23 protein-coding genes are annotated in these 25570 nt (G+C 68.6%); 11 read left to right on the top strand and 12 right to left on the bottom strand.

Features of this window, described 5'->3' with window-relative positions:
- The first annotated feature begins 157 nt into the window (after positions 1-157).
- Together HAV40_RS10505 and mraY are read left to right on the top strand one after the other, a co-directional pair.
- A complete protein-coding gene (locus tag HAV40_RS10505; protein ID WP_166380663.1) occupies positions 158-397 on the top strand; it encodes a mycothiol transferase in 240 nt (79 codons plus the stop codon).
- Positions 394-1497 (top strand): phospho-N-acetylmuramoyl-pentapeptide-transferase, encoded by a 1104-nt coding sequence (gene mraY / locus HAV40_RS10500; protein ID WP_166380662.1) that lies wholly within the window; start codon positions 394-396, stop codon positions 1495-1497. The genes HAV40_RS10505 and mraY overlap by 4 nt, the downstream gene beginning before the upstream one ends.
- A 56-nt stretch (positions 1498-1553) precedes the next feature.
- On the opposite strand, the gene HAV40_RS10495 is transcribed toward mraY, so the two are convergent.
- From HAV40_RS10495 to HAV40_RS10480, 4 genes are all read right to left on the bottom strand, one after another.
- A complete protein-coding gene (locus HAV40_RS10495; RefSeq protein ID WP_166380661.1) occupies positions 1554-2462 on the bottom strand; it encodes a phosphotransferase enzyme family protein in 909 nt (302 codons plus the stop codon).
- Between the two features lie 143 nt (positions 2463-2605).
- Complete coding sequence (locus tag HAV40_RS10490; RefSeq protein WP_166380660.1) at positions 2606-2959, bottom strand: nuclear transport factor 2 family protein; 354 nt, start codon at positions 2957-2959, stop codon at positions 2606-2608.
- A complete protein-coding gene (locus HAV40_RS10485) occupies positions 2956-3417 on the bottom strand; it encodes an SRPBCC family protein (protein ID WP_166380659.1) in 462 nt (153 codons plus the stop codon). Before HAV40_RS10485 ends, HAV40_RS10490 begins: the two co-directional genes overlap by 4 nt.
- Positions 3414-3752, bottom strand: a complete 339-nt coding sequence (locus HAV40_RS10480) for an ArsR/SmtB family transcription factor (protein ID WP_166380658.1) — start codon at positions 3750-3752, stop codon at positions 3414-3416. The genes HAV40_RS10485 and HAV40_RS10480 overlap by 4 nt, the downstream gene beginning before the upstream one ends.
- A 294-nt stretch (positions 3753-4046) precedes the next feature.
- On the opposite strand from HAV40_RS10480, the gene HAV40_RS10475 reads away from it, so the two are divergent.
- On the top strand, positions 4047-4865 hold the full coding sequence (locus tag HAV40_RS10475; RefSeq protein WP_166380657.1) for a transglutaminase-like domain-containing protein: 819 nt from the start codon (positions 4047-4049) through the stop codon (positions 4863-4865).
- 202 nt (positions 4866-5067) lie between these two features.
- Here the strand turns inward: HAV40_RS10475 and HAV40_RS10470 are convergent, their stop codons facing one another.
- Both HAV40_RS10470 and HAV40_RS39180 read right to left on the bottom strand, forming a co-directional pair.
- A complete protein-coding gene (locus HAV40_RS10470) occupies positions 5068-5634 on the bottom strand; it encodes a GNAT family N-acetyltransferase (RefSeq protein WP_166380656.1) in 567 nt (188 codons plus the stop codon).
- A 186-nt stretch (positions 5635-5820) separates the two neighbouring features.
- The gene (locus tag HAV40_RS39180; RefSeq protein WP_203670845.1) at positions 5821-6042 is read right to left on the bottom strand and encodes a S1 RNA-binding domain-containing protein; all 222 of its coding nucleotides are present in this window, start codon (positions 6040-6042) and stop codon (positions 5821-5823) included.
- Between the two features lie 178 nt (positions 6043-6220).
- Here HAV40_RS39180 and HAV40_RS10460 point away from each other — a divergent pair, with 178 nt between their 5' ends.
- Together HAV40_RS10460 and HAV40_RS10455 are read left to right on the top strand one after the other, a co-directional pair.
- Positions 6221-6739 carry a DUF1877 family protein gene (locus HAV40_RS10460; RefSeq protein WP_239085655.1) on the top strand — a complete coding sequence of 173 codons (519 nt, stop codon included), beginning with the start codon at positions 6221-6223 and terminating at the stop codon, positions 6737-6739.
- 147 nt (positions 6740-6886) lie between these two features.
- On the top strand, positions 6887-7510 hold the full coding sequence (locus HAV40_RS10455; RefSeq protein ID WP_166380655.1) for a DinB family protein: 624 nt from the start codon (positions 6887-6889) through the stop codon (positions 7508-7510).
- 580 nt (positions 7511-8090) lie between these two features.
- Here HAV40_RS10455 and HAV40_RS10450 read toward each other — a convergent pair.
- Positions 8091-8894 (bottom strand): DUF3050 domain-containing protein, encoded by an 804-nt coding sequence (locus HAV40_RS10450; RefSeq protein WP_166380654.1) that lies wholly within the window; start codon positions 8892-8894, stop codon positions 8091-8093.
- Positions 8895-9078: 184 nt separating this feature from the next.
- On the opposite strand from HAV40_RS10450, the gene HAV40_RS10445 reads away from it, so the two are divergent.
- The 4 genes from HAV40_RS10445 (at position 9079) to HAV40_RS10430 (ending at position 16142) form a co-directional block, all read left to right on the top strand.
- Positions 9079-9735 carry a TetR/AcrR family transcriptional regulator gene (locus HAV40_RS10445; protein WP_203670847.1) on the top strand — a complete coding sequence of 219 codons (657 nt, stop codon included), beginning with the start codon at positions 9079-9081 and terminating at the stop codon, positions 9733-9735.
- 465 nt (positions 9736-10200) lie between these two features.
- On the top strand, positions 10201-11526 hold the full coding sequence (gene nhaA, locus HAV40_RS10440; protein WP_166380653.1) for a Na+/H+ antiporter NhaA: 1326 nt from the start codon (positions 10201-10203) through the stop codon (positions 11524-11526).
- Positions 11527-11999: 473 nt separating this feature from the next.
- Positions 12000-13415: an MFS transporter gene (locus HAV40_RS10435; RefSeq protein WP_203670849.1), complete on the top strand. Its 1416-nt coding sequence runs from the start codon at positions 12000-12002 to the stop codon at positions 13413-13415.
- Between the two features lie 144 nt (positions 13416-13559).
- On the top strand, positions 13560-16142 hold the full coding sequence (locus HAV40_RS10430; RefSeq protein ID WP_166380652.1) for a helix-turn-helix transcriptional regulator: 2583 nt from the start codon (positions 13560-13562) through the stop codon (positions 16140-16142).
- Between the two features lie 62 nt (positions 16143-16204).
- Here the strand turns inward: HAV40_RS10430 and HAV40_RS10425 are convergent, their stop codons facing one another.
- The 5 genes from HAV40_RS10425 to HAV40_RS10405 form a co-directional block, all read right to left on the bottom strand.
- Positions 16205-17680, bottom strand: a complete 1476-nt coding sequence (locus tag HAV40_RS10425) for a thrombospondin type 3 repeat-containing protein (RefSeq protein WP_166380651.1) — start codon at positions 17678-17680, stop codon at positions 16205-16207.
- Positions 17681-17934: 254 nt separating this feature from the next.
- Complete coding sequence (locus HAV40_RS10420; protein ID WP_166380650.1) at positions 17935-18126, bottom strand: hypothetical protein; 192 nt, start codon at positions 18124-18126, stop codon at positions 17935-17937.
- 650 nt (positions 18127-18776) lie between these two features.
- Complete coding sequence (locus tag HAV40_RS10415; RefSeq protein ID WP_166380649.1) at positions 18777-19505, bottom strand: hypothetical protein; 729 nt, start codon at positions 19503-19505, stop codon at positions 18777-18779.
- A gap of 363 nt (positions 19506-19868) precedes the next feature.
- Positions 19869-20216, bottom strand: coding sequence for an ASCH domain-containing protein (locus HAV40_RS10410; RefSeq protein ID WP_166380648.1), 348 nt, complete (start codon positions 20214-20216; stop codon positions 19869-19871).
- A 36-nt stretch (positions 20217-20252) separates the two neighbouring features.
- Positions 20253-22097, bottom strand: a complete 1845-nt coding sequence (locus tag HAV40_RS10405; RefSeq protein ID WP_166380647.1) for an RICIN domain-containing protein — start codon at positions 22095-22097, stop codon at positions 20253-20255.
- A gap of 613 nt (positions 22098-22710) precedes the next feature.
- Between HAV40_RS10405 and HAV40_RS10400 the strand changes: the two genes are divergently transcribed.
- Both HAV40_RS10400 and HAV40_RS10395 read left to right on the top strand, forming a co-directional pair.
- A complete protein-coding gene (locus tag HAV40_RS10400) occupies positions 22711-24141 on the top strand; it encodes an RICIN domain-containing protein (RefSeq protein ID WP_239085656.1) in 1431 nt (476 codons plus the stop codon).
- Between the two features lie 298 nt (positions 24142-24439).
- On the top strand, positions 24440-25513 hold the full coding sequence (locus HAV40_RS10395; RefSeq protein ID WP_166380645.1) for a hypothetical protein: 1074 nt from the start codon (positions 24440-24442) through the stop codon (positions 25511-25513).
- Positions 25514-25570 lie beyond the last annotated feature (57 nt).

Raw genomic sequence — 25570 nt, 5'->3', positions numbered from 1 at the left:
GACGGCGGTCGCGCCGTGCGGCTCGTGGCGATACGACCGTTGTGGTCCGCCTTCAGCGTGGAGTCGACCGCGACGACGGCCGCCGCCGGTGCGGCTGGGCGGTGTCGCAAAGTGCGCGGGTTGCCCTGCTTGCTGCCGGATGGCAAGCTCACGTCCCGTGATCGATGATCTCGTGAAGGACCACCTGCACCACCAGCTCAGATCGACACGTCAAGCGCTGGTGCGGAAGCTCGACGGCCGGTCCGGGCACGACGTGCGGTGTCCTCTGACGGCGACGGCACCAACCTCCGGCCCGGTCAAGCATCTGGCTACCGTGGAGGCCTGGTACTTCGGTGAGGTTTTCGGCCGCGATGGGGACGCGGTGAGAAATCCGGATCTCGTGGCGGCCCGCCGGTGAGGGCAGTCATCGTCGCGGTCGCGGTCGCTTTCATCATCTCCCTGTTGGGCACCCCGGTCGCGGTCCGCGTCTTCACCGCGCTCAAGGCCGGCCAGCCGATCCGATCCCTCGGGCTCGCCAGCAACCAGGGCAAGAAGGCCACGCCGACGATGGGCGGCGTCGCCTTCATCGTGGCGACCGTCTTGGCCTACGTGGCCGGGCACATCGCCCTGATGACCCTGCCCGAACGGCAGATCGCGCAGGAGGGGCCGACCATGACGGCCCTGGTCCTGCTCGGGCTGTTCGTCTGCTGCGGCGGGGTCGGCTTCCTCGACGACATCCTCAAGGTGCGCCGGCGCAGCTCCGACGGCCTGTCCGCCAAAGGCAAGCTGCTCGGCCAGGCGATCGTCGGCGGCGGGTTCGGCATCGCCGCGCTCTATGTGGCCAGCACCAACGGCCAGACTGTGGCCAGCGAGCACATCTCGCTCATCCGCGACATCAGTTGGCTGAACGTCGGCAAGGTCGGCTCGGTGATCGTGTTCGTCTTCGTGATCACGGCGATGTCGAACGGCGTGAACCTCACCGACGGCCTCGACGGCCTGGCTACCGGGGCGTCGGCCCTGGTGTTCGGCGCATACGCGCTGATCGGCTTCTGGCAGTACCGGCACTGGTGCGCCGACGACGCGTACGTCCGCGTGAACGACTACTGCTACCAGGTCCGGGATCCTCTGGAGATCGCCATGATCGCGGCGGCGGCCGCCGGTGCCTGCGTGGGCTTCCTGTGGTGGAACACGTCCCCGGCGCGGATCTACATGGGTGACGTGGGCTCGCTCGGTCTCGGTGCCCTGATCGGCGGTCTGGCGGTGGCGACCCGGACCACGCTGCTGTCGATCATGATCGGCGGGCTCTTCGTCATCATCGCGACCACCTGGGTGATCCAGATCGTCTCGTTCCGTACCACCGGTAGACGTGTCTTCCGGATGGTGCCGCTGCACCACCATTTCGACCTGGCCGGCTGGAGCGAGGTCAATATCGTGGTCCGGTTCTGGACCGTGGCCGGCGTCTGCGTGGCGGCCGGCCTGGGCCTGTTCTACTCGGATTTCCTGGCGGCCGCGGGATGAAGCGAGCGCGCCGGACAGTCCACCCAACGAGTGGCTACACGACTTCTAGACACCGCCTAGTAGGACGGTGATCGGCGAGGGATTGGCTCGACCAGGAACTCCCGCGCTGCGAGCATGCCCATCTCATTCTCTCGCGCATCCTCGATGCCGGTCATGTCGCGAGTCGCGATGCGCTTCGCGAAGTAGTCGGCCTGAACTGCCCACCTGAACCGGTGGAACACATCCAGTCCTCGCTCGATCTCGTCCTCGCCGAGGGCACCGGTCCGTACGTATCCCGCGAGCAGCGACTGGGCCGCTACCTTCCCTCCGGCGTACATGACCGCCGAGGCGAGGTCGTAGAGCAGCGGACCATGCATGGCCACCGACCAGTCGATCAATCCGACATCGCCGGTCGCGGGATCGACGAGGAACGCCCCGGGTGCCGGGTCGGTGTGCAACATGCCGCAGGTGAGCGACTTCGGGTCGAGCGCGTCGAGCATCGTCAGGGCCTTCACGACACCGGGCTTCACCCATGCAGGGGCATGATCGAGGTGCGCGGCGTTCGGATCGACCCAATGAAACTGCTCTGCGCCGGCCACGCGGATGTCCCGGACTGCCACGTGCACACGCCCGAGAGTCTCACCGATGACACGCAGACCGCTCTCGTCATCGGGCGGCCCGGCGCCCGGCACGTACTGCAGGAGCGCCACCGGCCCATCAGCGGTCTCGACCGCCAGCCGCCCGGAAGCCGTGAGGATCGGCGCACCTGCCGGGATACCAGCACGCTGGACGTGCGAGGCCACCGTGAGCCCGCCGACGAACTGGTCGCGGTTCCAGCCGGGGACGTGCTTGGCGACGTCGCGACGGCCGTCGTGGTCGATCCACCAGGTCGAGGAGTTCATACCACCGTTGTGTACCTCGACGCGTACGTCGACGAGGCCCCAATGGTCGGCGATCAGGCCGGACAACCTGTCGGAATCGATCATCCGGCGAGTCAATCACACGCCTGATCAGGCGGCGATCGATTAACCTGCCCGCCCATACCCACGCTCCATACCGACGCGGTGACCGCAGTGAATTCGTGCTGGCCGGAACGGCGGTGCGGCCCACGCCGACGGCGGAGGCCGCGTCAGGGCAGCGGGACGACATATGAGTCGACCCGGGCGATGAGCCCGTCGCGGAAGGTGAACAGGTCGTTGAAGGCGAAGCGGAACGGTCCGTGGTCGACAGTGGCGCCGCGGCCCTCGCCGGTGGCGATCACGACCGGGCCGTCCTCGTACACACGGTGGATGTCGAGTTCGGGTTTGCCGGTGAAGGCCGGATTCTCGATCTCGCCGTCGAACTCGGCCTTGCCACGGGTGGTGCGGTGGCCGTGGATGACCCACTCGACGTCGTCGGTAAGGGTAGCGAGGATGCGCCGGTGGTCGCTCGTCCGGAATCCGGCGAAGTACTCCTCGACGAGGTGGCGCTGGGTGTTCGTCATGGCGTAGGTCCGTCCTGGTCTGTCTGCTCTCGCAGGTGGCCGTCGAGGGCGTCGATGATCGAGGCGAGCCCGTCGGCGGCCTGCGCCGTCCGCAGCTCGGCGGGAAGTCGTCGTTGGTGGATCGTGAGGTTCGTGCCGCCTGCGGCCGGCTGGATCGTCACCGTCGTACGCAGCCCGGTGACGGGTTCGTCGAAGACGAGCTCATGCGGGGCGGTGATGCTCACGTAGACGAATCGCAGCCGCCGGGTCGCGCCGTCGGGGGCTCGCGTGTCGAGGGAGAACTCTCCGCCGGGCCGCAGGTCGACGGTCACCGATTCGACGGCGACGGTGGCGTGCGAACCGCCCCAGAACGCCGCGATGCTCGCCGGCGACGTGAACGCGGCCCAGACCCGGCGGGGTTGCGCCGACAGGTGGCGATGTGCGGTCAGCGTGTCACCGCGCAGCTCTGCTCGGCTCAATGTGCTTCTCCGTCAGCGAGGTGCCGCTCAAGGGCGTCGATGCGGTCGTTCCACGCCCGGCGTTGCTCGTCGATCCACGTGCCCAGCAGCGACAGGTGATCGGCTTTCAGCCGACACGGGCGGCGGGTGCCTTCGCGACGCTGCTCGACCAGGCCGCACCGGCGCAGCACACCGACGTGGTGCGAGATCGCCTGCGGGGTCAGGTCGAACGGTTTCGCGAGTTCGCCCACGGTGGCGTCGCTGTGGGCGAGTCGGGTCACCAGGGCACGACGAACCGGGTCGCCGAGAGCGGCGAATGCGGCGTCGAGATCGGGACCCGCGAGTGAGGCGGCCATGGCGCCACTTTAACGCAAAGACTTATTTGCGCAAGCATTTGTTTGTATACCGAGGTCGGCGCCTTCCTCTGACCAAGCTCCCGCCACCGCGGCCCCGGCGAGCGCACTAGTCCTGGACCTGTGCCAGGGTCGCCGCACACCCAGCGGGTATGTCACTGTGGCGGTCGGGCGAGACTGCACCGATGTAGCCCCGACCTCGGGAAGCTACGTCGGGGCGCCCAGCGGCAGGCTCGCCGGCGATCGGCGCGTCGGCGGTGCCTCCCTCGACAGCCTCTACGGGAAAGGCGGACCACGATGGCGGTTCAGCGGTCCGAGGTCGCCTGCGCGTTGACGTTCACGGTGCAGGAGCCTGCCGAGTTCGCGCTCGGGATCGGGGTCGGGCTGCGTCTCGGACGGACGGTCGACGACGAGCTGTCGGTCGTCGGCCACGACCAGGCAGTCGGCGTGCGGGTGATCCTCGGCCCCGACGGCAATCGGCGGCACCTGTTCTCAGCCGAGCCTGGTGAGCTGTCGATCTCCTACCGGGCGGTGGTCGCCGACCAGCCCGGTGAGCCGCAACGTCCGACCGAGTGGGACCTTCTCACCGCGCTACTGCCGAGCCGGTACTGCCCGGCTGACCGGATGACCGGCTTCGCCCAGCGAGAGTTCGCCGGCTACACCGATCCAGTGCGGAGGGTCCAGGCGATCTGCGAGTACGTCTTCGAGCATCTGCAGTACACCCCGGCGGCCAGCGGGCCGACCACCGACGCCGCAGACACCCTGCTCGACGGCCGCGGGGTGTGCCGCGACTACGCCCATCTCGTGGCGACGCTGTGCCGGGCGGTCGAGGTGCCGGCCCGGGTGGTGGCCGTGTACGCCCCCGGGCTGAGTCCGATGGATTTCCACGCCGTGGTCGAAACGGCTACCGGCGGCCAGTGGCAGGTCTGGGACGCGACCCGGTTGGCACCGCGGTCGTCGCTGATCAGGGTCAGCACCGGCCGCGACGCCGCCGACAACGCTTTCGCCACGATCCTGTCCGGACGGGCCGAGCTGGACCGGATGGAGGTCACGGCCATCGTCCTCGACGGTGATCTGCCCGCCGACGACCACCGGTCCCCGGTCCGCCTGCTCTGACGGTGACGTGGCCAATCATGCGACCTCCGGCGCACGTACGCGCATGGGTGAAGCCTGTGCCGGCTACTGTCGGTGACCGCTCACCCAGCGGCCGCGGGCTGTTGCCGGTCCTCCACTGTCAGCCGGAAGCCGGTGGACCTGCTCGGGCCAGGAACCGTGCTGCGGCAGACTGAGCAGAGCGCCGGGTGATGCGGGCGGCAGATCACGCCTGGTGGCTAAAGCTCGTGATCTTCGAACGCATTTGCCAGCCGAGACGTTCGTACAGCGCGCGGCCTTCTTCTGTCCCGTGGAGCACGGCGGTCACCGCACCCTGCTCCATGGCCGCGGCGGTGAGTGCGTTCATCACCGCTGTGCCCAAGCCGCGGCGTTGATGTCCGGGATCGGTGGCCACACGATCTACGACGGCGACACCACCCACCACGGCGGTATACCCCGCCGCAACGACCTCCCCCGCTTCGGACCGTATACGCACATTGACGACACCCGCGTCGATCGTGGTGGTGGCGTCGTACCCGATGGGCAGGCTCGGCGCTACCTTCCGCAGTGTTGTCGTCATGAGCGGCTCCGGCGGCGTGCTGTGCCACGTCGTCCCTAGCAGGGCCGCTACCGCGTCCCCGGCGGTGACGACGATGATCACACCGTGTGGAGGGGTCGCCTCCATCGCCGCGCTGCGCACTGCGTCAAGGTCATCACGAAACACCAGGCAGCGGGATCGGGTCTTCGGCCGGACCTCCTCGATCCGCAGACCCCAGGCGGTCTCGACGGGCACGGAATTACGCCTGACGGCGGCCAAACCCCTCGCCCAGCTGCGGAGTACGTCTACTACCTCGTTCGAGATCATCCGCACGAGGGTACTCGTAGGTCTGAGGTCCGCTGCCAGGGTCGGCCAGGGGCAGCGCCGAGCAGGCGCTCCCGATGGCTCGCGCAGGTAGCTGCCGCAGGTTCGACAGAGGAGTCACCGAAGGTGGGATGGGCCTTGTCGTGGGGAGAGGGTCAGCCTGCGTCGCTCTCCGTCGATTGCGGTGACGACGACCGTGACCTCGTCACCGACCTGGAAGACCTCCGATAGGGCCTCCGTGGGTGTCAGGGTGAGCTCTCGCAGGTGGACCAGTCCCTCGACTCCGTCGGCGACCTGGACGAAGACGCCGAACCGGGACCAGCGTGGTGACCTGACCATGCAGTATCCGCCCCACCGCGACGCCGTCGGCATATGCATGGAAGGGGTCCGGCTGCCTTGCCCGCAAGGACAGTCGTGGTATGGGATCTGGTTCGAATCCGACGCGCCCATCCAGGTCGAGATGGTGTCCACCGGTTCGTGAAGGACCCCTGTCACAGCCGAGGTCTACCCTGCGCCGGTGAGCATCAACGGCAACTGGCTACGGGTGACGCCCGCCGAACTGGAGCACGCCAAAGACGACCTCGACTGGGCTTATGCCTGCGCCCGCGAAGCGTCCGACGACGCTGATCGGACCCACAGCACCGGCAAGGCATGGCACTCCCTGGCGTACCTGCTGGACCGGTGCGGCCTGGGCATTCCGATCGTGTCCGGCGCCGAACAGTTCATAGACGAGTCGGTCGGCGAGGTCGAGAACGAGCACGGTTACCTCGCCTGGGAGGTCGACTGGGGCTACGGACCGCCCCGCTATCTGACACCTGAGCAGGTCGCTGTGGCCGCGGCTGAACTCGCCGCCATCTCCGGAGACGACCTGATCAGGGGCGTGGACCAGGCGGAGCTCGTACAGGCCGAGATCTACCCCGACGTCTGGGACCGTCCTGACGAGCTGCCGTGGGCAGCCCATCACCTGCCCGGCGTCAAGCAGTTCTTCGCCAGCGCGGCCAAGGACGGCGACGCCGTCATCTGCTGGCTGGACTGATCGCCGCTGCCGGTCAGCAGCACCCGCTCGGCGACAACCCGTCGGGAACTGTCAGCCACCAGCCACCCCTTCACACAAGGGTCATCTGACACCATCAGTGAACGCGAGGCCAGCTGCTGCGGTTGGCCGTGTGGCAAGCTCGTCGGCATGATCGACCTTTACGCGAAGGACTTCCTGCACGGCCGGCTCAGGGTGATCCGTGAGACGCTGGTGTGGAAACTCGACGGCCTGTCCGAGTACGACATCCGGCGTCCCCTGACGGCGACGGGAACCAACCTCCTCGGCCTGGTGAAGCACGTGGCTACCTGTGAAGCCTGGTATTTCGGTGAGGTCTTCGGTCGCCCGTCCCCGGAGCCACTGGGGCGGTGGCAGGACGCTGACGGCAGCGACCTGTGGGCGGCCCCCGAGGAGACACGCGAACAGATCATCGACTTCTACCAGCGTGCCTGCGAGCACGCGGACGCGACGATCGCGGAGCTTCCCCTCGACGCGCCCGGCCACGTGCCGTGGTGGTCACGACCCGACGTCAACCTGCTCAACATCATGATCCATATACTTCAGGAGACCACCCGGCACACCGGCCACGCTGACATCCTGCGTGAGCAGCTCGACGGCCGGACCGGGCTGAGGGCCGAGTTCGAGGAAGAGGTCGACACCGCAGCCCGCGCGACATACCGCGCGAAGATCGAATGGGCTGCGCAGGCGGCGGTCGGCGGCGCGGGTCATGCTGACCCATCCGCCCCACGCGGCGCGGTCGAGAATAAGCCCTGACCCGCCGGACCTCGGGACCGTCAGTCGACTCGAGTCCCTGGACCCCGCCTGCCGTTGACGCATTGTCATCCGGCGTGAGTCTTCTCGAACGGTGACTCGCCGGCGAACGCGCACAGGTATGGGCCGAACTGCGAGCACTCGGGCCGATCGAGCGTGGCCGTTCACCAAACGACGACGCACGTGCCGTGGCCACGGTGACGATGCAGCGGGTGCGTGCGAACGTCGAGGTTGCGCGGGCACGCCGGCGAATCAGCTGGCCCTGGGGCACAAGCGGGAGGAGGCACCCGAGCCGGTCCCCGGGGTCACGTACGCCGGGAAGTGCGACCCACTGGTAGTCGAGTCTTCTGCGGCTGGCTCGTCGCGCAGGGCCCCCGCACTTGGGAGTGTGGGACCCCGACACGTTCGCTTCTGGTTGGCCGGTACCGCTCCAACACGTCCTTCAGGTATTGCCGGTCGCCTACCTAACCATCCACGGTTGGACCGGTCTGCGAACTCCGTGGACGACACCGGGACGTGACCAGTGACCTCTTCCGTAGGAAGGTAGAGGTCACGACGGCCACCGGGTGAGCTGTCGGCGGTCTCAGACGAGAGCGGCCGTGTTTGCCTTGATCGCTGCGGTGATCCCATCCCACAGTCGCACGCGAGCGCCGAGTGTGGAGGTGACGGCGGTTGCGCATTCCTGCCACTTCTGCTGGTCGTCGCCGCACAGGTCGGCCAGCATCTGCATCGCCATCGGGGTGTGCTCCTCGTCGTCCACCTGGATGTGACGGCGCAGGTAGTCGACGAACAGGCCGAGGTTGCCGACGTTCTCATTGATGTCGACGACCTGCTGGAACATCTCGGGGATGAGGTCCTCCCGGCCGAAAGCGAACGCCGCGGCCTGACAGTGCAGAGGCAGGGTCTGGATGAAGGTGAAGGTGCTGTCCACGAATTCCGCGGATGGGCCAGGCACCGCTACCGCTCGCAGAGCCTCGGACACCGGCGTGCCGGCGCGGATCAGGCTGATGAACGGTTCGATGACCGAGGTGTCGGCACCGGCTTGCGTCATGCCTTGAAGGTAGAGCTCGAAGTGGCTGATGAATCCGCCGCCCAGTTCGTCACTCTCCTCCACCAGGACGATATCGTTGATCAGTCGGCGGCTCGACGTCGGCCCTGACGGAACCCACGGCACATCCACACAGGTCAGGCTGCGCTGCAACGACTTCAGCAGCGACATGAAGTCCCATACCGCGTACACGTGGTGCTCCATGAACGTCACAATGGCCGCGTGTGAATGGAGCTGGGAATACATCTCGTGCTTGACGACATTCGCGCGGGTCGCTGCCACTGCAGCCTTGAGCTGGCTGATCCCCTCGTGGCTCTGATCCCATTCGTACCGTGACATAGCGCTGCCTCCGCATGGACTCAATGAGGATTCCGATAACCGATGGTCAATGAATCACCAGAAGGCTAAGCCGACCCAGCGGCACCACACAACCGGCTGGGGCAGCACTTTTCATGTTTAAGTCGAGGCCCCCCTCACGTTATCGACCTAATATGAGGCCGCCCTCCGCCTGTATGCTGCGTGGGTGCCCACTCGTAAGCCGCCACCGCTTCGTAAAGACGCGCGCCGCAACCGGACGGCCTTACTCACCGCGGCCAAGGCCGCATTCGCGGAGGAAGGCCTCAACGCCACCCTGGAAGGCATCGCCCGCCGCGCCGAGGTGTCGATCGGCACGCTCTACCGACACTTCCCGACCAGGATGGACCTGGTGGCCGTGGTCATCGCCGACAAGAAGCGGGCCTGGATCAAAGCCGCCGAAACGGCCGTGGCGATGGAATCGGCCTGGGACGGCCTCGCCTTCTTCCTGGAGCGCACGTGCGAACTTCAGGCCGGCGACCTCGCCTTCAACGACATCGCCTCGATGCGCTTCCCCCATGCACCCGGCATCGAAGCCGCCCGCAAACGGGCCTACGACCTCGGCGGACGCATCATCGAACGAGCCCAGGCGGAGGGAAGCCTGCGGCCCGACCTCACCCCCGCGGATCTCGCCTTCATCGTCTGGGCCCAGTCCCGCATCAGCGAGGCCACCCACGCCATCGACCCGGACGCATGGCGCCGCTATCTCGCCATCACCCTCGACGGCCTGCGGGCGAAGGCGGCCCACCCGCTTGCCGTGACGCCCTTGCGCCCACGCCAGGTCATGCGCGCCCAGCTGGAACTCGGCCGCCGCCGCCTCCGCTGAGTTGCCAGCCTGCACGCCTGGCTGCGTCAGGTCCAACGGGGGCTGCGCCGCGGCGCTGCTGCGGCTGGGCCGCAAACTGGCGTTCCTCCCACCTCGCCGACGCCCCCGCGGTCGGAGGAGCTGGCCAGGACACTCGACTACGTCATCGACAACAGTCTGCAGCGGATCGCGACTCAGCCCTGCCGACTTCGTGCGCCGTTTAGGCGGCGGTGCCGATGGGGCTGCTCAGTCGGCGGGTACGAAGTCGCCCGGCGACGCCAGCCCGTGGACGACGTCGGAGTTGGAGATCGCGATCTCCGCGCGCACCACGGCAGGGCACTCCACCTACCCGGACGGGCCGAGGCGTCCGTCCCGCCGGTTGATCACCGACGGCGGCCAAGACTGATCATGCGGGTAGGGTGAAGGCAGGTGTGCCGGGAAGTCTGGTCGGCGAGTCCGCTGTTTCGCTGACCGCAGGAGGCCGGTATGTCCCCGTCTACACCCACCCGTGCGCTCTTCGGACGCGGGTCGTGGGCCGAGGCCCGGCGCTTAGCCGACATCCTGCGCCAGGAGACCGTCGGCGGGACCCTCCTGCTCGCCGCCACCGTGGCCGCGATGATCTGGGCCAACTCGCCCTGGTCGCCTGCTTACGAAGCGCTCCGGGATCACACCGTCGGTCCCGCTGTGCTGCACCTGGATCTGCCGCTGGGCGTGTGGGCCGCCGACGGCCTGCTGGCGATCTTCTTCTTCGTCGCCGGACTCGAGCTCAAACGCGAGTTCGTCGCAGGCGACCTGCGGGAACCACGCCGCGCCGTCGTACCGGTCGCCGCCGCCGCCGGTGGCGTGATCGTCCCAGCGCTGATCTACCTGGCGGTCAACCACGCCGACGCGACCGCAGCACGCGGCTGGGCCGTCCCGACCGCCACCGACATCGCCTTCGCCCTGGCCGTACTCGCCGTCGTCGGCCGCAACCTGCCCTCGGCGCTGCGCACGTTCCTGCTCACCCTCGCCGTCGTCGACGACCTCATCGCCATCGCCATCATCGCCGTGTTCTACACCCAGACCCTGCACCTGCTTCCCCTGGCCGCCGCGATGATCCCGCTGACGGCCTTCGCCACCCTCGTGCAGCGCCGCCACCGCTCCCCCTGGCTGCTACTGCCCCTGGCCGCAGCGACCTGGGCGCTCGTGCACGCCTCCGGCATCCACGCCACCGTCGCGGGAGTCCTACTCGCGTTCACCGTCCCCGTCCGGCCGCGCCACGGCGGCGACGCGCGCGGCGAGCACGATCCCGGCCTGGCCGGCCACTTCGAACACCGGCTGCGCCCGATCTCGGCGGGCATCGCCGTCCCGATCTTCGCGCTGCTGTCGGCGGGCGTCACCATCGGTGGCCTGACCGGGCTGACTGCCGCCCTCACCTCGCCCGTCGCGGTCGGCATCACCGCCGGCCTGGTCCTCGGCAAGACCGTCGGCGTCCTGGCCGCCACCGTTCTCGTCGCCCGGTTCACCGCCGCCACACTCGACGAAGGCCTCGCCTGGTCCGACATCGTCGGGCTGTCGATGCTGGCCGGCGTCGGTTTCACCGTCTCACTGCTGATCGGCGAGCTGTCGTTCGGTGCCGGCAACGAAGCCGACTCCCACGCCAAGATCGCGGTGCTGGCCGGATCGGTCCTTGCCGCGGCGCTCGCTTCGGCCGTGCTCCGGGCACGCGCCCGCGTGTACAAGCGCATCGCCGAGCAGGAGGGGCACGATGGCGACGCCGACGGCATCCCGGACGTCTATGCCGTATCACCAGCCTGCTCCTCCGATCACTGAATCCATGATGATCACTGTGGCGGTGCTGTGCCTCACCGCGGCGGCCACACTGATCGCCGCAGCACGAGCGCCACGTTCGGCCTGAATACAGCTTCGGCAGCTCTGACCTGCAAGGTGACGCTGTCACTGACGGCTCGCTGGAACGTGTGCTGGGCAGCCCGCGGCAAGTGCAGTGCCTGCGGCGTCATCGCAGACGCCGACGCGGTCGCTGCTGGGCAGCCGCCGAATATTGCCGGCAGGGTGCGGTCCGCTCACCATATTTGCCGTCTTGGCTGTTCAGCGCCGCTCTTGGCGGCTTGACGGGTCTTGGCAGTTGATCTTTGTCGGTCAAGGTGACCACTTTCCTGATGAAGCAGTATGAAACGGACAGGCTGACTACGCTGGGCAGCACACGTGACGGGTTTCGCCGACCGTGCTCCTGGATCCGCGGCGCTCGACGCGGCCCGCGCGGCGCGGCGAGCGAGGAGGCACACATGACCGCGGCCGAGCCCACCGCAGCAGGGCCGCCCGCGGGTGCACTGCGGCGGATGCTCATCCCGCTCGCGCTGGCGCAGTTCATCTGCAGCTTCGCCGGCTCCAACATGAACGTCATGATCAACGACATCAGCGCCGACCTGAACACCACCGTGCAGGGCGTGCAGATCGCGATCACGATCTTCCTGCTGGTGATGGCGGCGCTCATGATCCCGGGCGGCAAGCTGACCGACCGGTACGGCCGCAAGCGCTGCTTCCTCGCCGGACTGATCCTCTACGGCATCGGCGCGCTGCTCAGCGCCGTGTCTCCCCATCTCGGCGTGCTGATCCTCGGCAACTCCATCCTGGAGGGCGTCGGCACCGCGCTGCTCATCCCGCCCGTCTACATCCTGACCACGCTGCTGTTCACCGGGGTCGCCGCGCGGGCCAAGGCGTTCGGCCTGATCAGCGCGATGGGCGGCGTGGGCGCGGCGGCGGGCCCGCTGATCGGCGGCCTGATCACGTCCGCGCTGAGCTGGCGGTGGGCGTTCGTGTTCCAGGCGCTGGTGGTGGCCGTGATCGTGGTGCTCGGCCGTAAGGTGTTCGACCCGCTGCCCGCGGACCCGACCCGGCGGTTCGACACCCGCGGCGCGGTGCTGTCAGCGGCCGGGCTCGTCCTCATCGTCGCGGGCATCCTCGCCGCCGACGACAACGTCTGGCTGATGCTCGCGCTGATCGCCGCAGGGGCGCTGCTGCTGTACCTGTTCTTCCGCTGGGTGCGCACCCAGGAGCGCACCGGTCGCGAGCCGCTGCTGTCCACCACGCTGTTCCGCAACCGCACCTCGAACCTCGGCCTGGTCACCCAGAACGCCCAGTGGCTGATCCTGATGGGCACCTCGTTCACGGTCGCTGCTTACCTGCAGGTGGTGCGCGGGTACGACGCGATCCAGACCGGCGTCATCTTCACCGCCGCGACGGTCGGCCTGCTGATCACGTCACTGGCCGCCGAGCGCCTGGCCAAGCGGCGCCCGCAGCGCACCCTCATCCAGGCCGGGTTCGTGCTCACCGCGGTCGGCGTCGTGGTGCTGCTCGCGCTCGTCACCGGCACACCAGGGGTCTGGGCGTTCGCGCCCGGACTGCTGCTCATCGGACTCGGACTCGGCCTGATGCTGACCCCGTCGGTCAACGTGGTGCAGTCCAGCTTCGGCGACGACCGGCAGGGCGAGATCTCCGGACTGTCGCGCAGCGTGTCCAACCTCGGCTCGTCGCTGGGCACCGCCATCGCCGGAACCATCCTCGTCGCGGGCATCACCGCGACCCCGCAACGCGCCTACGGTCTGGCCATGGCCGTGCTCGTGGTGGTGGCGCTGGCCGGACTGTGGGCGGCTTCGAAGCTGCCGCGGGCGAGGGCGGGCGGCCCGCCCCGGGCGATCTGACGTACCGACCGCGGACCCAGGAAGGAGACCAGGTGAACACGCTGTAGTTGCTGCTCAACGCCGTCACCGTCATCTTCAGCTCAGCCGTCGACCACGCAGCCTCAGCGGATGCCCAGGCTTGGCGGTCTGCGAGATGATCTAAGCATGACGATGGTCGGCCGGGCGCGGGAGTTGCGTGAGATCCTCGGCGCGGTACACGATCCGCGGACGGACCTGGTCCTGGTGACCGGTGATGCCGGCGTAGGCAAGACGCGGCTACTCGATGCGGCGTCCACCGCCGTTCCCACCGTCCGAGCCTGGGGCATGCGAGGACTGTCGCATGTACCGCTGGCGGCCCTGGCGCATCTGGTCGACCCGGCGACGACATCGCTCGCGGAGATGGTCGCCCAAGTGCTTCGAGCAGTCCCGGCGGGGACGGCGCTCGCGGTCGATGACCTCGATGGGTGCGACGGGGTCTCCCTGGCTGTCGCGGTGCGCGTCGCCCGCGACGCCGGACGGACACTGGTCGGCACAGTACGGACCGTCGGCGGTCGCATGCCGCCTGCCGTGGCCGAACTCGCTGCGTCGCCCGCGGCCGTCGTCCTGACCGTGGCCGCGTTCGACCGGCCGTCGACGGAGGAGTTCGTCCACGCCCTTCTCGATGGGCCCGTGGACGCCGGAGTCGTCGACGAGGTATGGCACCGCGCAGGAGGAAACGCGCTGTTCACCACCCAACTGCTCGACGGCGCACGGCGCGCCGGCACGTTGCTCCGCTCGACGGTCGGCTGGCACGCGGTCGGTCCGCTGCCGGTCCCGATCGGGCTGCGCAGCCTCCTGCCAGCCCGCCTGGAGGGCCTGCCCGACATCGCCACCGCCGCCGCCCGCTTTCTGGCCGCCGCCGGCCAGGCCAATGCCTTCGAGATCGAGCAAGCCGGGCACCTCACCGGAACCGAGCACCTGGTCGCCCACGGCATCGCGGTATGGACGAGCCAGAACGCACGGTTCGTGCACCCGCTGTTCGCCGAGGTGCTGTGGGACGGGCTGTCGACCGCCCAGCGGCGGGCCGTGCTGCGCGAGCACCTTGCCGTCGCCCGCAGGCTGACGCCGCATGACCATGTGCGCTGCACCGTGCTCGGCCTGGACGCCGGCGAGGTCGTCGAGCCGGCACGGCTGCTGGCAGCAGCGCGGGTCGCCGCCGCCGGCGGCGCGACCATCGTCGCGGTACGGCTGGCCGGAGCCTGCCTCGACCGGGCCGGCGCGGACTGGACCACCCACCCGCAGGTCGCTGCCGGCGCCGCCCTCGTCCTAGCGGTCACCCTCTGGGAGACCGGGCGCGCCGACGAGGCCGTGGCCATACTGCGTGACGCGTTGGACCGTACCCCGCCCGGTGCCGACGCTGCCCTGCTCGCCGTGACCCTGCACAAGGTGATCCTCTGGGGCCGCTACGACCTGCCCGCCGCCCAGGACGTGCTGCGGCGGCAGTCCGCCAGGTATCCCGCTGGGGCGTCGGTGGGCGTCCTGTTCGCAGTCGCCGAGGCCGACGCGCTGGCATACACCGGATTCCCGGACGAGGCACTGGCGCTCGCCTCCGACATCGGGGACGGCGCCGGGCTGCCGCTGCCGGTGCGGGCCACGTTGGCGACGAGCCGCAGCAACGCCTTGACCCACATCGGACAGACTGGCGAGGCAGTCGCCGTCGTCGAGGAAATGCTCGACCACGTCACCGCCGCCGGGCCACAAGCGGCTACCGGAACCCGCGACAAGCTGCTCGTCTACGCCAGCCACGCGCTGCGCGAACACGGCCGGCTCGACGACGCCGCCCGCACCGCCGAACGCGCCTACGACAGCGCGCTGGCCGACGGCGTCGTCTTCGAACGCGCCTGGGCCGCGCTGTGCGTCGGCGCGGCGCGGCTGCGGGCCGGGCACCTCGACGACGCTGCGCGCTGGGCGCGGCGCAGCCTCGTTACCGCGACGGCCGCCGCGATGACCGACTGCATCCGGGTGTGCATGAGTGTGCTGACCGTGTCCTACGGCTCGCGCGGCATGGCCCCCGACCCGGCGTGGGTGGAGCACCTGCGCTCGCCGCAGGCGGACCTGGGGTTCCTGCGCCACACCGTGCCGATCGCCCTGGGCTGGGCCGCACACGCCGTAGGCCGTCACGCCGAGGCCTGGGACCTGCTACGACAGGGCCAGGCCAGGGCCGCGCGGGAACGGGCGGTCGTGGCCGAGTCCTGGATCCTGCACGAGCGCCTGCGGATGCACGACAACACCGGCGTGCGTGCCCGGCTCGCGGAACTCACCGTCGACTCCCCGATCGGCGCGGCGCGGCTGTCCTTGGCCACCGGCCTGGAGCAGGCCAGCCCCGCGACCCTGCTGGAAGCCGCAGCGGCGTTCGAGGCCACCGGCTCGGCCCTGTACGCGGCAGAGGCCGCGGCTGCGGCGTTCCGGTGCGGGTCGGGCCGGGCCGCCGCCGCCGCGCGCCGGCGGGCCGACGAACTCGCGCACGAAGTGGGTGACCCGGCCACTCCACTGCTGGCCGGATCACCAGCGCCCGCCGACCCGCTGACCTCCCGCGAGCGCCTGGTCGCCGAACTCGCGGCGGGCGGGGCGAGCAATGCCGAGATCGCCGCACGGCTGGTCCTGTCGGTGCGGACGGTGGAGAACCACCTGTCGCGCGCCTACGCGAAACTCGGGATCACCTCACGGGACGGCCTCGCCCGGTCCGGGATCGGCAGCCGGTTGGCCTAGCCGCCCGGCTGCGGTACGGCACACGCCTACGACGAGCGACGCACCGCAGCCGGGCCGGGACATCAGCAGGTGCCAGGGCCGGATGCACAGCCGCCAGGTGTGCCGCCGCCGGTCGCACCCTCGAGCGGACTGGGCAGGTCCGGGCGGGTCTCCGGTTTGGCCTCGTTCCAGCCTGCCGAGATGACCATCGCCCCGGCGTGCGTGGCGACGTCCTCGCCTGCGAACAGGGAGACCAGGTCGCGGTGGTGCATCATCGCGTTGACGTCGTCGTCGGTCACGACACCGATCACATCGGGGGCGTCCTGGGCCGGAGTGACCGTCGCGCCCTTCATCGTCAGCATCTTCTCGAGCGCCGCGGCCACCTCCTGATGCGAGAGCCAGGCCGTGCCGGGCAGAGCCGGGCCGGTGAACTCATCGCCGGTGGTCATCGCGTCAGTGCAGTTCTGACCGTTGGCATCACACTTCTGGGTCTTCTCCGAAGAGGTCTTCTTGCCGTCCTTGTCGGTCGACGTCTCCTTGGTGGTCTTCGTCGTCCCGGTGACGTTGCCGTTCTTGTCGCGGTGATACTCGGTGGTCTCCTTCTTGACCGTCGTGCCGCCCTGGTCGTTCTTCTGGTGCGTGGTGTGCTCCTCCTTGACGACCCTGTCGTTCTTATCGCGTTCCGTCCGGTCGGTGTGGAACACCCCGTTCATGTCGTAGTACGCCTCGTCGGTGGAGGACCCCACCGTGTTCAGCCCCGAGTCGTAGTACTCGGTCCGGCTGCTCGCGGTGCAGATGTCTTCGCACCCCTTATCGGGAGTGGTGACCGACGAGGACCCGTCGCCGTAACTTGTCCTTCTCGTCCCGTCGTCGTCGGCCGGCCATGCCGTCGCGCCGCCGTGACCGGCCGCCCACCACGCGGTCACGCCGTCGTACGCGCCGTACCAGCTGCCGTTGAACCGGCCGAGGTCGATTCCCATGTCCTTGCCGTCGTGGTCGCGGGCCGACAGGCCGAAGGACAAACCGTTCACCCACGGCATCTCGATGCCGAACTGCTTGAGCAGCCCGTCGCCGATACCGGCCAACGCGAAGCTGCTCTGGCGCGTCGGTATCCCGAAGACCTCCGACGGCAGCGTCGGCGGGATGCCCCCGGGCAGGTCCTGGCGGGCGAGCCAGTTCTTCTCCAAGCCCCTGACGAACTCCTCCGGGAACACGGCCCAGGTGCCGTAGCCGAGCTCGTAGGTCGGCAGCTTCCGGCCGAGGGTCGCTTTCAGGACGAGGGCCAGGGGCGGGGTGCTGGCCGGGTCGAGCGGGTCGTAACCGAGGGAGATCTCGTCGGCGTCGGACACACCGTCGGCGTCGGAGTCCACGACCCCCAGCGCGAGGTAGCACGCGGACAGATCGCACACCCGCAGGTCGGACAGGTCACCACGGCGTCGGCCGTCGTCGGCTCCCGCCGCCGGTGCGGGGACTACGGGCAGCAGGATGGCACAGGTCAGGGTCGCCAGCGCGATCCGCAGCCGGGTAATGGATCCGAGGACAGATCGAAAATTGATCATGTTAGATAACCTAAGGAGCGGTCGGCGGCATGTCCTGAGTGGCGGGTACTCAGATGTTGACGCACAGCTGACACCGCCTCCCGGAGACGATCTCCGAACTCTCCGCCCCGATGCCGACAGGATTGGTCGCGGCGCGTCTCCACAGGCTGGCTCGCTCCGGGTCCGCAACCGCGTCAGCGGACGCTCACCACCCGGCAACGGCAAAGCCGCGCCACGATTCGCCGACGACGTCAGCATCGCGCGCGAAGCGCGACTCAGTCGGGCTTCGCGCTGCGTATCGCAGCCTCGATACGCAGCAGAGCCCCGCCGATGAGAAGGGCTCCAGCCACAGTCGCGATGCCCACTGGTCCAAGGTTCGTCGTGAACAGGCGGAGCAGCATGAAGAAGGCCAGAACGACACAGATGCCGCCCACGTTCCCGATCACGGCAGTCGATTTCTTCGTCACCGTGCGAACGGTACGCACCACGCGCCATCGCCGCTGCCCCTGCAAGCGCTGCCCTGGTCCCCATACCCGTGGGGTGAGCCGTCGATCTCACACGAGCTGCCGTCGCGGCCGGGGACGCGCCCCGAGGCTCCAAGGGTGGCCGGCCACCGGCATTCGACCCGGTCGTCTACCGGCAGCGTCGCGCCAGTCACCGACAACCCACTCTCTGAGCTAGGACTTCGCGACACCGCTAGCCGGTGGGGTCGCCGCCACCGGAGCTTGTGCCCCTGGGGTCGCCGTCGGAGAGTACGGACAACCGGGTATCGGGTTCGACGTGGACCGACCCCGGCACCGCGAGCAATAGGGCCGCTGTGAGCGCTGCGCCGGTGGCGGCGAGGAGAAGTCGTCTCATGGAGTAACAGCAGACACGGGCCTTCTGGGATCCGTCTGGGATGACTTCAGGGCGCCCAGCCGACGTAACCGTCTCATGCGGGACTACCGGACCGACTGCGCCCGGGTGGTGTCGCCACGTCTGGCGCACGTCGTCGTAGGTGCAGAGCAGGGTTTGCTTGGAGTCGGCGACGGCGCCACTCTTGGCTGAGTCGTATGCGTCATGCGACACCTATGACCTTCGGCTCCGGCCAAGAACCCGCGCTCTGTCGGTGAGCGTGTCAGCCCTGCTTCACTACTGCGGCGCCGTCGCTGCCGACCAGTACCCGGTTGCCTAGCGGCTGGGCGAGCCGGATCGTGTAAGGCTGGGTGCGGTGCACGAGATCGTCCACGCACTCCCCCCGCCGGCCGGGCGCCGCCGCCGGTGAGGACTCGACCAGCCGCATCCCGACGGTCACGGCGGTGGCCGATTCGGCCACCTCGGCCTCGAACCGCTCTGTGGGCATTCCTGGGCACGGCTCGGGGGTCTTCATCATATGTACGGTCAGCGTCACCCCGTCTGCGGCGATGCTCGCCCCGCCCCCGCCGTAGTTGGGTACGTCAAGTCGCCAGAACGCCGACTCTGCGAGCATCGGCACTGCTAATGGCTGTGTGGTTTCTACGGCGGTGAACAGCCATGCGGGCAGTGTCAGCTCGCCGCGGTCGGTGCGGAACTCCGCCGTACCGGCAGCGACCTTGGTGATCCGCAGCGGCGCCGGGTCGACGTCGGCTGCCGCACCCGGGTCACCGGCCGCGACGATGACGTCGTAGGCCTGCCGAGCGCTGATGGCGGGGAGAGTGAAGGTGCCGTCGGTCAGTTTCGCCTCGACGGTCTCCGGACCTTCGGGAAGAGCGGTTTCCAGGGCGAGTTTGCCCTGCATGAGCGCGATCTTTGCGTTGTCGGTCGAGAAGCCCTTCACCCGTATCCGGGTGTCGCCCAGGACCACGATGGGGCGGGGCGTGCGTTGCACGGGGAAGTCTGCCCACTGTTGGAGAACAGCCGGGTCGGCTCGGACGAGGGTCACCCCACCGGGCGTCATGCCGCCGTCTCGAACTCCGGTGGCGGTCGGAGGCGCGCAACCGGCTACAGCGGCCAGTAGCACGACGACGGCAGCACGCAGCGCACGAATCCTCACACCGACCCCCGTAGATTCGACTTGCCGTGCTTTTCATCCATGGCGAGATGTCACCGGTAACTCTTGCATCGGCGTGCGTGTCGCTTCAATCACGAGCATCGCATCTGCAGCCCACGGCGCGTGTCATCCCGGCTGGCGATCGCCCGTTCCGGTCCCGGGCCGCGTTGTTGACCGAGTGGTCGCGCCAGCCTGCCGGACTCAGGATAAAGGGTGCATCTGGGCGGCGACCTGCATGGTGATCGCCAGGACGCCGTGGTGCGCCTCGTCGGCCGGGCTGTAGGTGGCGGTCAGCTCGGCCTCGGCGGTGGCTCGGTCGGCTCCGGGACCGGCTACAGCTGCGGTGGGGATGGCGTCCAGCGCGGCCGCGAATGACGCGAAGCGGCGTAGGCCGATCACTTCGGCGACCGTCTGCTGTCGGGTGTCGGTGTTACTGAACGTGATGCTGTCGCCGAGCCGCACCGCAGCGCGGCGTTCGTCGTGCAGCCGTATCTCTACGGTCTTGTGCCCGGTCGTGAGCAGGTCGAACCAGCGCGGCCGGAGCCTCATGCGGTGCATGGCCGACGTCCAGCCGTGCACCGACACCTATGGCTGGGTGCGCTGCCAGCGCTGGTTGGCGCCCGTCCCGCAGGTCCACTGGACGGCCTGGGCGCCGTCGGTGGTGGCGGCGTTGAGCACGTCCAGGCACTTGTTGCTGTGCCGGGCGACGAGCTGGAGGTAGCCACTTCCGGCGTCCTGGATGCGCCATTGCTGGTTGGTGCCGCTGCCACAGGTCCACTGCACGACGCGGACGCCGTCGCCGGTGGCACTCGCGCCGCCGTAAACGTCCAGGCACTTGCCGCTGTTGAGGCTCACGACGTTGAAGTAGCCACCGCCGGCATCCCGGAACTGCCATCGCTGGTTGGCCTGCCCGTTGGCTGCCCACTGCACGACGTTCGCGCCGTCGGCCGTGGCGGCGTTGTACACGTCGAGCAGCTTGCCGCTGTGCCGCGCGGTCAACGTGTACGTGGAGGCCTGCGGTGGTGTCGGTGTGGTGGTCTGGGTCGCGAGCCGGTAGAGGCCGGAGCCGTGCGCGGGTAGCGAGCGGGTGAGGGTGCCGCTGGCCGTGCCCAGGTTGGCGCCGGACCACAGGTCGGTCACGGTCGCCGACCCGATGCCGAGTTCGGCGAGGTTCAGCGACACGTTCGCCGTCGCGCTCTCGCGGTTGAACAGGGCCACGTACTTGTGGTTGCCGCCGGGCACGTCGGCGGTCCACACCTGCCGGGTGCCGGCGGTGACCTGGCGGTTGTTGGTGCTGCTCTGATCGACTGCCAGGACCGCGGTATTGGTCATCAAGGCCAGTTCGGCGGCGCGGTTCTCGACCAGGTTGCCGCCCCACATGAGTGGCGCTCGATTGATGACCCACAGTGTCATGAGGGTGCGTTGCTCGTCGGCGGTGAGCCCGGAGTAGCGTGGCGAGCCGACCGGCCCGTACTTCGACAGGCGCCCGATCGGGATCATGTCCGGGTCGGGCCAGGCGCCCGTCGCCCGGTACGGTGTCCAGGCACGTAGCTGGTCGAACAGTGCGTCGAGCGCCGACCAGTTGTCCCACAGGTCGTTGACGATGCGCCACATGTGGGCGTTGGCCTGCACGTGTGGTCCGCCCGAAACCGGTGTCGCCCCGGGTGACAGGCTCAGCACCATGGGTCGGCCGCTGCGCTGGATCGCCAGGCGGTATCCGTCGATCTCGGTCTGCCGGTATGTCGGCGCGGCGATGTCATCGACCTTCACGAAGTCGACACCCCAGCCGGCCAGCAGCTGGAACACCGAGTCGAGGTAGGCCTGCGCGCAGGCGTTGGACATGTTGAGGCCCCACATGAGGTTGAGCCAGGCCGCAGTGGTGCTGTTGTTGATCTGATTGGCGCGGCAGCTGGTGCCGAGGATCGCGACGTTGTCGGCCACCGCCTGTCGTGGGATGCCGCGCATGAGGTGCACCCCGAACTTCAGTCCCTGCGCGTGTACGTAGTCGGCGAGTGGTTTGAAGCCGTTGCCGCCGGTCGCCGACGGGAATCGTGTGGTGTCGGGCAGCAGCCTGCCGTTGGCGTCCATCCGCAGCCGGGGTTGCAGGTTCGCGTCCTGGTTGGGGCTGTTGTCGTGCCGGCCGGGGAAGTACCACGCCCAGTCGATCACGACGTACTGCCAGCCGTGCTGGCGCAGGTTGTCGCGCATGTAGTCCGCGTTGGCCTTGACGTCAGCCTCGGTGACGCTCCAGTTGAACGAGTCGTAGCTGTTCCAGCCCATCGGCGGGGTCGATGCCACCCCGTTGTCCCACGCGGCGGCAGGCTCTTGCGGGCTGACGGCGAGGCCGACGGCGAGCAGCAGCGCGGCGGTGGTCAACACCGCGCTGACGATCCGGTGCCGTGTTGCCGGGCGTGCCAGGACAGAGCTCATCGGACCCTCCAGCGCCAACCGTCGTCCATCGGTCTGCATCAGTGTTAGCGGTCACATTCCCGCTGTCAAGTAGTGCTCCCAAAGCAGGGACTGCCGGGCGAATGGCTGGATCAGCGGGCGGGGCGTCGCCGACACGAACGAGCGTTGGCCGCCCCGGCACTGACACCGGGTCCGGGCGGCAGGCGATGCACCTCGCCGTGGAATCTGCTGTACCGCGAAAACCCGGCCGCCACCCTCACTCCGATTCGAACATCTTCGATCGCAGCCTTGACAGCCGTTTCGAAGATGTGAACACTTTGCATCAATCTGAACCCATTACTCCCCCACCTGCGCGAGCCTCAATGTGATCGCTCACACTGACGCTCGCCGATGGATGATGCCCGACATCGCGAGCTTGCTCGAGGACCAACTGACCCGGACACCCTGCCCTTCGTCACATGGACCTAGCACCCGGGGCCCTATCAAGGCCGATGCACGCCGCCGTACCTCCCGCGGCCGCAACATCCTCTAATCCAACGGACGGACACTCATGTCATTGATCACGTCGGTGGGTACCGAAATGCCAGCATCGCCGCGAAGTGCACACTCCCATCGGTTACTGACCCTCTTCGTGGTGACCACGCTCACGGCCCTGTCGGGCCTCATCATCTTCACGTCGCCGGCCGAAGCCGCCACCAGCCAGTTCCGCGGCATGAACTGGGCCGTGCTCGGCGACAACTTCAGCACCGGCACGCTGGTACTGGATGGCCTGAGCCAGTCCGACAGCAACGCGACCGTGCGGGCCAAGGCCAACGCCATCTATGACGACATGGCCTCCACCATGGGGGTCAACACGGTCCGGTTGCCCATCAACACCCATACCGTGGCCAACACGACCTGGTGGAACGCCTACCGAGGCGCCATCGACGCCGCCACCGAACGAGGCTTCAAGGTCATCCTCGCCTACTGGGAGGACGGTGCCGCCTCCGGCGGGCGGATCACCAACCTGGCCGCGTGGAACGCGATGTGGTCCAGCGTGACCAACACGTACGCCTCGAACGGCAGCGTCTATTTCGAGCCGATGAACGAGCCACACGGCTACAGCTCAACGGAGTGGCGAAACGTCGCAGCCAACTGGCTCGACTACCACCACTCCGCAGTACGCGGTCGAGTGCTGATCGGCGGCACAGGCTACAGCCAGGACCTGCGCGACATCTGCGGCGACAGCCGGTTCAACAGCACGCTGCTGTCCTTCCACCACTACGCGTTCTTCTACGCCGCGATGACCTACGACGCGTTCCTGAGCCACATCCAGACACGTCTGGGCAGCTGCGCCTCGCGCGCTGTCGTGACCGAGTTCGGCGCGGCCATGCACACCGGCCTCAACTACGCCGACGCCAACAGCACCGAGAACTTCGTCCGCTACCTCCGTGCCATCGCACAGGTGATGCGCAACAACCAGATGGGCGGCACCTACTGGCCCGCGATCGGCGGCAAGCCTGGCACCATCGGCTACGACGGGTACTCGATGTACGCCATGAGCGGCAGCGGCACCAACCTCAACCTGGCCATCCGCAACGCCGCCGGGGCGGACCGGGTGCGGTACGCCTGGGGCGACACCGTCAGCAACCCCACGACGCCGCCGGCAACCTTCTACCGGATCAACGTCCGCCACAGCGGCAAAGCGATGGACGTCCAGTCGCCCAACACCGACAACAGCGCACGCGTCGGCCAGTACACCTACAACGGCAACGCCTGGCAGCAGTGGCAGTTCTCCGACGCCGGCAGCGGATACTGGCGCATCGTCAGCCGACACAGCGGCAAGTGCCTCGACGTGGTCAGCGCCTCCACCGCCGATGGCGCCGAACTCGTTCAGTACACCTGCGGCACCGGCACCAACCAGCAGTTCCAGATGGTCGCCAACGGCAACTACTTCCAACTGCGGGCACGGCACAGCAACAAGTGCGTGGACGTGCCATCGGCATCGACCGCCGACGGAGTGATCCTCAAGCAGTACACCTGCAACACCGGTACCAACCAGCAGTGGTCGCGCACGGCCGTCTGACGACCATCACGGCGTGACCGCGAGCGCGGCACGTAAACGCCCCCGGCGCCGAACGCGGGCTCGGCACCGGGGGCAACACCGTTTCGATACCGCCATCGGCCGTGGGATCGATCGGATGCCATGTCGTCACGTCGGCATGGACTCGACCACCCTCTCAGGATGCTCGCGTTGAGGTGGCCGATGAACAACGGCAGCTGCGCCGGCAGCCCTCACCGGCCATTCAGCGGATGCCTGCGCGCTGGTGGATCTTCTAGATTGCAGCAGGCCGCACGGGGCGGCCGGATACGGGGAGCGTTTCGTGCGCCATCGTCTGCGGGTCGGGCTGGCCGCCCTCCTGTGCACCGTCGCGTCTGCGCTGCCGTCGACGGCGCATGCCGCCGCCGCGTCGGCCGACCTGGCACTGTCGAACGTGCCGTCGGCGGTGACGACCGGGGCACGGGTGATGACCTCGGTGAAGGTCACCGTACGCAACCAGGGTTCGGCCACGGCCGAGGCCTACCTCGCGGTGACCCTGGAAGGCGGCACCGGCCGGGTCACGGTCAGCTCGATGGGCGGACCCGCCGTGATCGGGCCCGGTGAGCAGAAGCAGCTCACCGCGGTGATCATGCTGAGGCCGTACGCGAAGACCGGCTTCGCGGGCACGATGGTGGTGGACGTCCAGGGCGGGGCCAACGAGTCGACGCCCGCGCGGGTCAAGGTCAGCGTCGGTGTGCCGCGCAACGCCGACGTGGTGGTCAGCGGTAACAGGGTCGCGCAGGTCGCCGCCGGGCAGACCGCGGTGTTCCGGTACACGGTCACCAACCGAGGCCCGATGGAGGTGCCGACGTTCGAGCTGACGATGCGGGGCAGCGGCTTCGAGGTCGTCCGGCTGGTGGGCTGCACGAAGCTGTCGAAGTCGTCGTTTCGGTGCCGCGCCGACGATCTCGCCCCCGGCAGGTCGCTGCGCTGGGAGATGCACCTGCGATTCGCCAAGCCCAACGCGGACGCCTCCGGCGGGGTGAGTGTGCTCGTCGCCGAACGCTGCGACGACACCAACGTCACCAACAGCGACTTCGGATTCGAGGTACGCGCCGGCGGCGCGGGTGCCGCCCAGCCGACCAAGACGTCGGCCGGAACCGGGACGGCCCCGGCCCCGACCCCCACGGCCGTACCCTCCGCTTCCGAGGCGATCGAGACGTCCGTCAGCCCCGATCCGGCAGCCGTCGCACCGTCGGCGGCCGCAGCTTTGCTGGCCGGCACAGATGAGCCGCGGCCTGGCTCCCCCACAGCGGCGATCGTGGCGGTGGTGCTGGCGCTTGCGCTGGGGGCGTCGGTCGGCTTTCGGAGGAGGGCCCGTCTTGCTGTGGGCAAGGCTGCCGAGCCTAAACCGTGACCCACGCGGAACATGTCGGCAGATCTCCTCGACCGGAGTCGATCGCCCTCGCCCGCC

This window comes from Catellatospora methionotrophica (assembly GCF_011297335.1).
Taxonomy (GTDB): Bacteria; Actinomycetota; Actinomycetes; order Mycobacteriales; family Micromonosporaceae; genus Catellatospora; species Catellatospora methionotrophica.
This window is presented reverse-complemented; position numbering and strand designations above follow the sequence as displayed.

Coding starts and splice junctions, on each gene's coding strand:
- HAV40_RS10495 (WP_166380661.1), bottom strand. CDS start 2,462: ATGATCGATTCCGACAGGTTGTCCGGCCTGATCGCCGACCATTGGGGC.
- HAV40_RS10490 (WP_166380660.1), bottom strand. CDS start 2,959: ATGACGAACACCCAGCGCCACCTCGTCGAGGAGTACTTCGCCGGATTC.
- HAV40_RS10480 (WP_166380658.1), bottom strand. CDS start 3,752: ATGGCCGCCTCACTCGCGGGTCCCGATCTCGACGCCGCATTCGCCGCT.
- HAV40_RS10475 (WP_166380657.1), top strand. CDS start 4,047: ATGGCGGTTCAGCGGTCCGAGGTCGCCTGCGCGTTGACGTTCACGGTG.
- HAV40_RS39180 (WP_203670845.1), bottom strand. CDS start 6,042: ATGGTCAGGTCACCACGCTGGTCCCGGTTCGGCGTCTTCGTCCAGGTC.
- HAV40_RS10455 (WP_166380655.1), top strand. CDS start 6,887: ATGATCGACCTTTACGCGAAGGACTTCCTGCACGGCCGGCTCAGGGTG.
- HAV40_RS10450 (WP_166380654.1), bottom strand. CDS start 8,894: ATGTCACGGTACGAATGGGATCAGAGCCACGAGGGGATCAGCCAGCTC.
- nhaA (WP_166380653.1), top strand. CDS start 10,201: ATGTCCCCGTCTACACCCACCCGTGCGCTCTTCGGACGCGGGTCGTGG.
- HAV40_RS10435 (WP_203670849.1), top strand. CDS start 12,000: ATGACCGCGGCCGAGCCCACCGCAGCAGGGCCGCCCGCGGGTGCACTG.
- HAV40_RS10430 (WP_166380652.1), top strand. CDS start 13,560: ATGACGATGGTCGGCCGGGCGCGGGAGTTGCGTGAGATCCTCGGCGCG.
- HAV40_RS10425 (WP_166380651.1), bottom strand. CDS start 17,680: ATGATCAATTTTCGATCTGTCCTCGGATCCATTACCCGGCTGCGGATC.
- HAV40_RS10410 (WP_166380648.1), bottom strand. CDS start 20,216: ATGAGGCTCCGGCCGCGCTGGTTCGACCTGCTCACGACCGGGCACAAG.
- HAV40_RS10405 (WP_166380647.1), bottom strand. CDS start 22,097: ATGAGCTCTGTCCTGGCACGCCCGGCAACACGGCACCGGATCGTCAGC.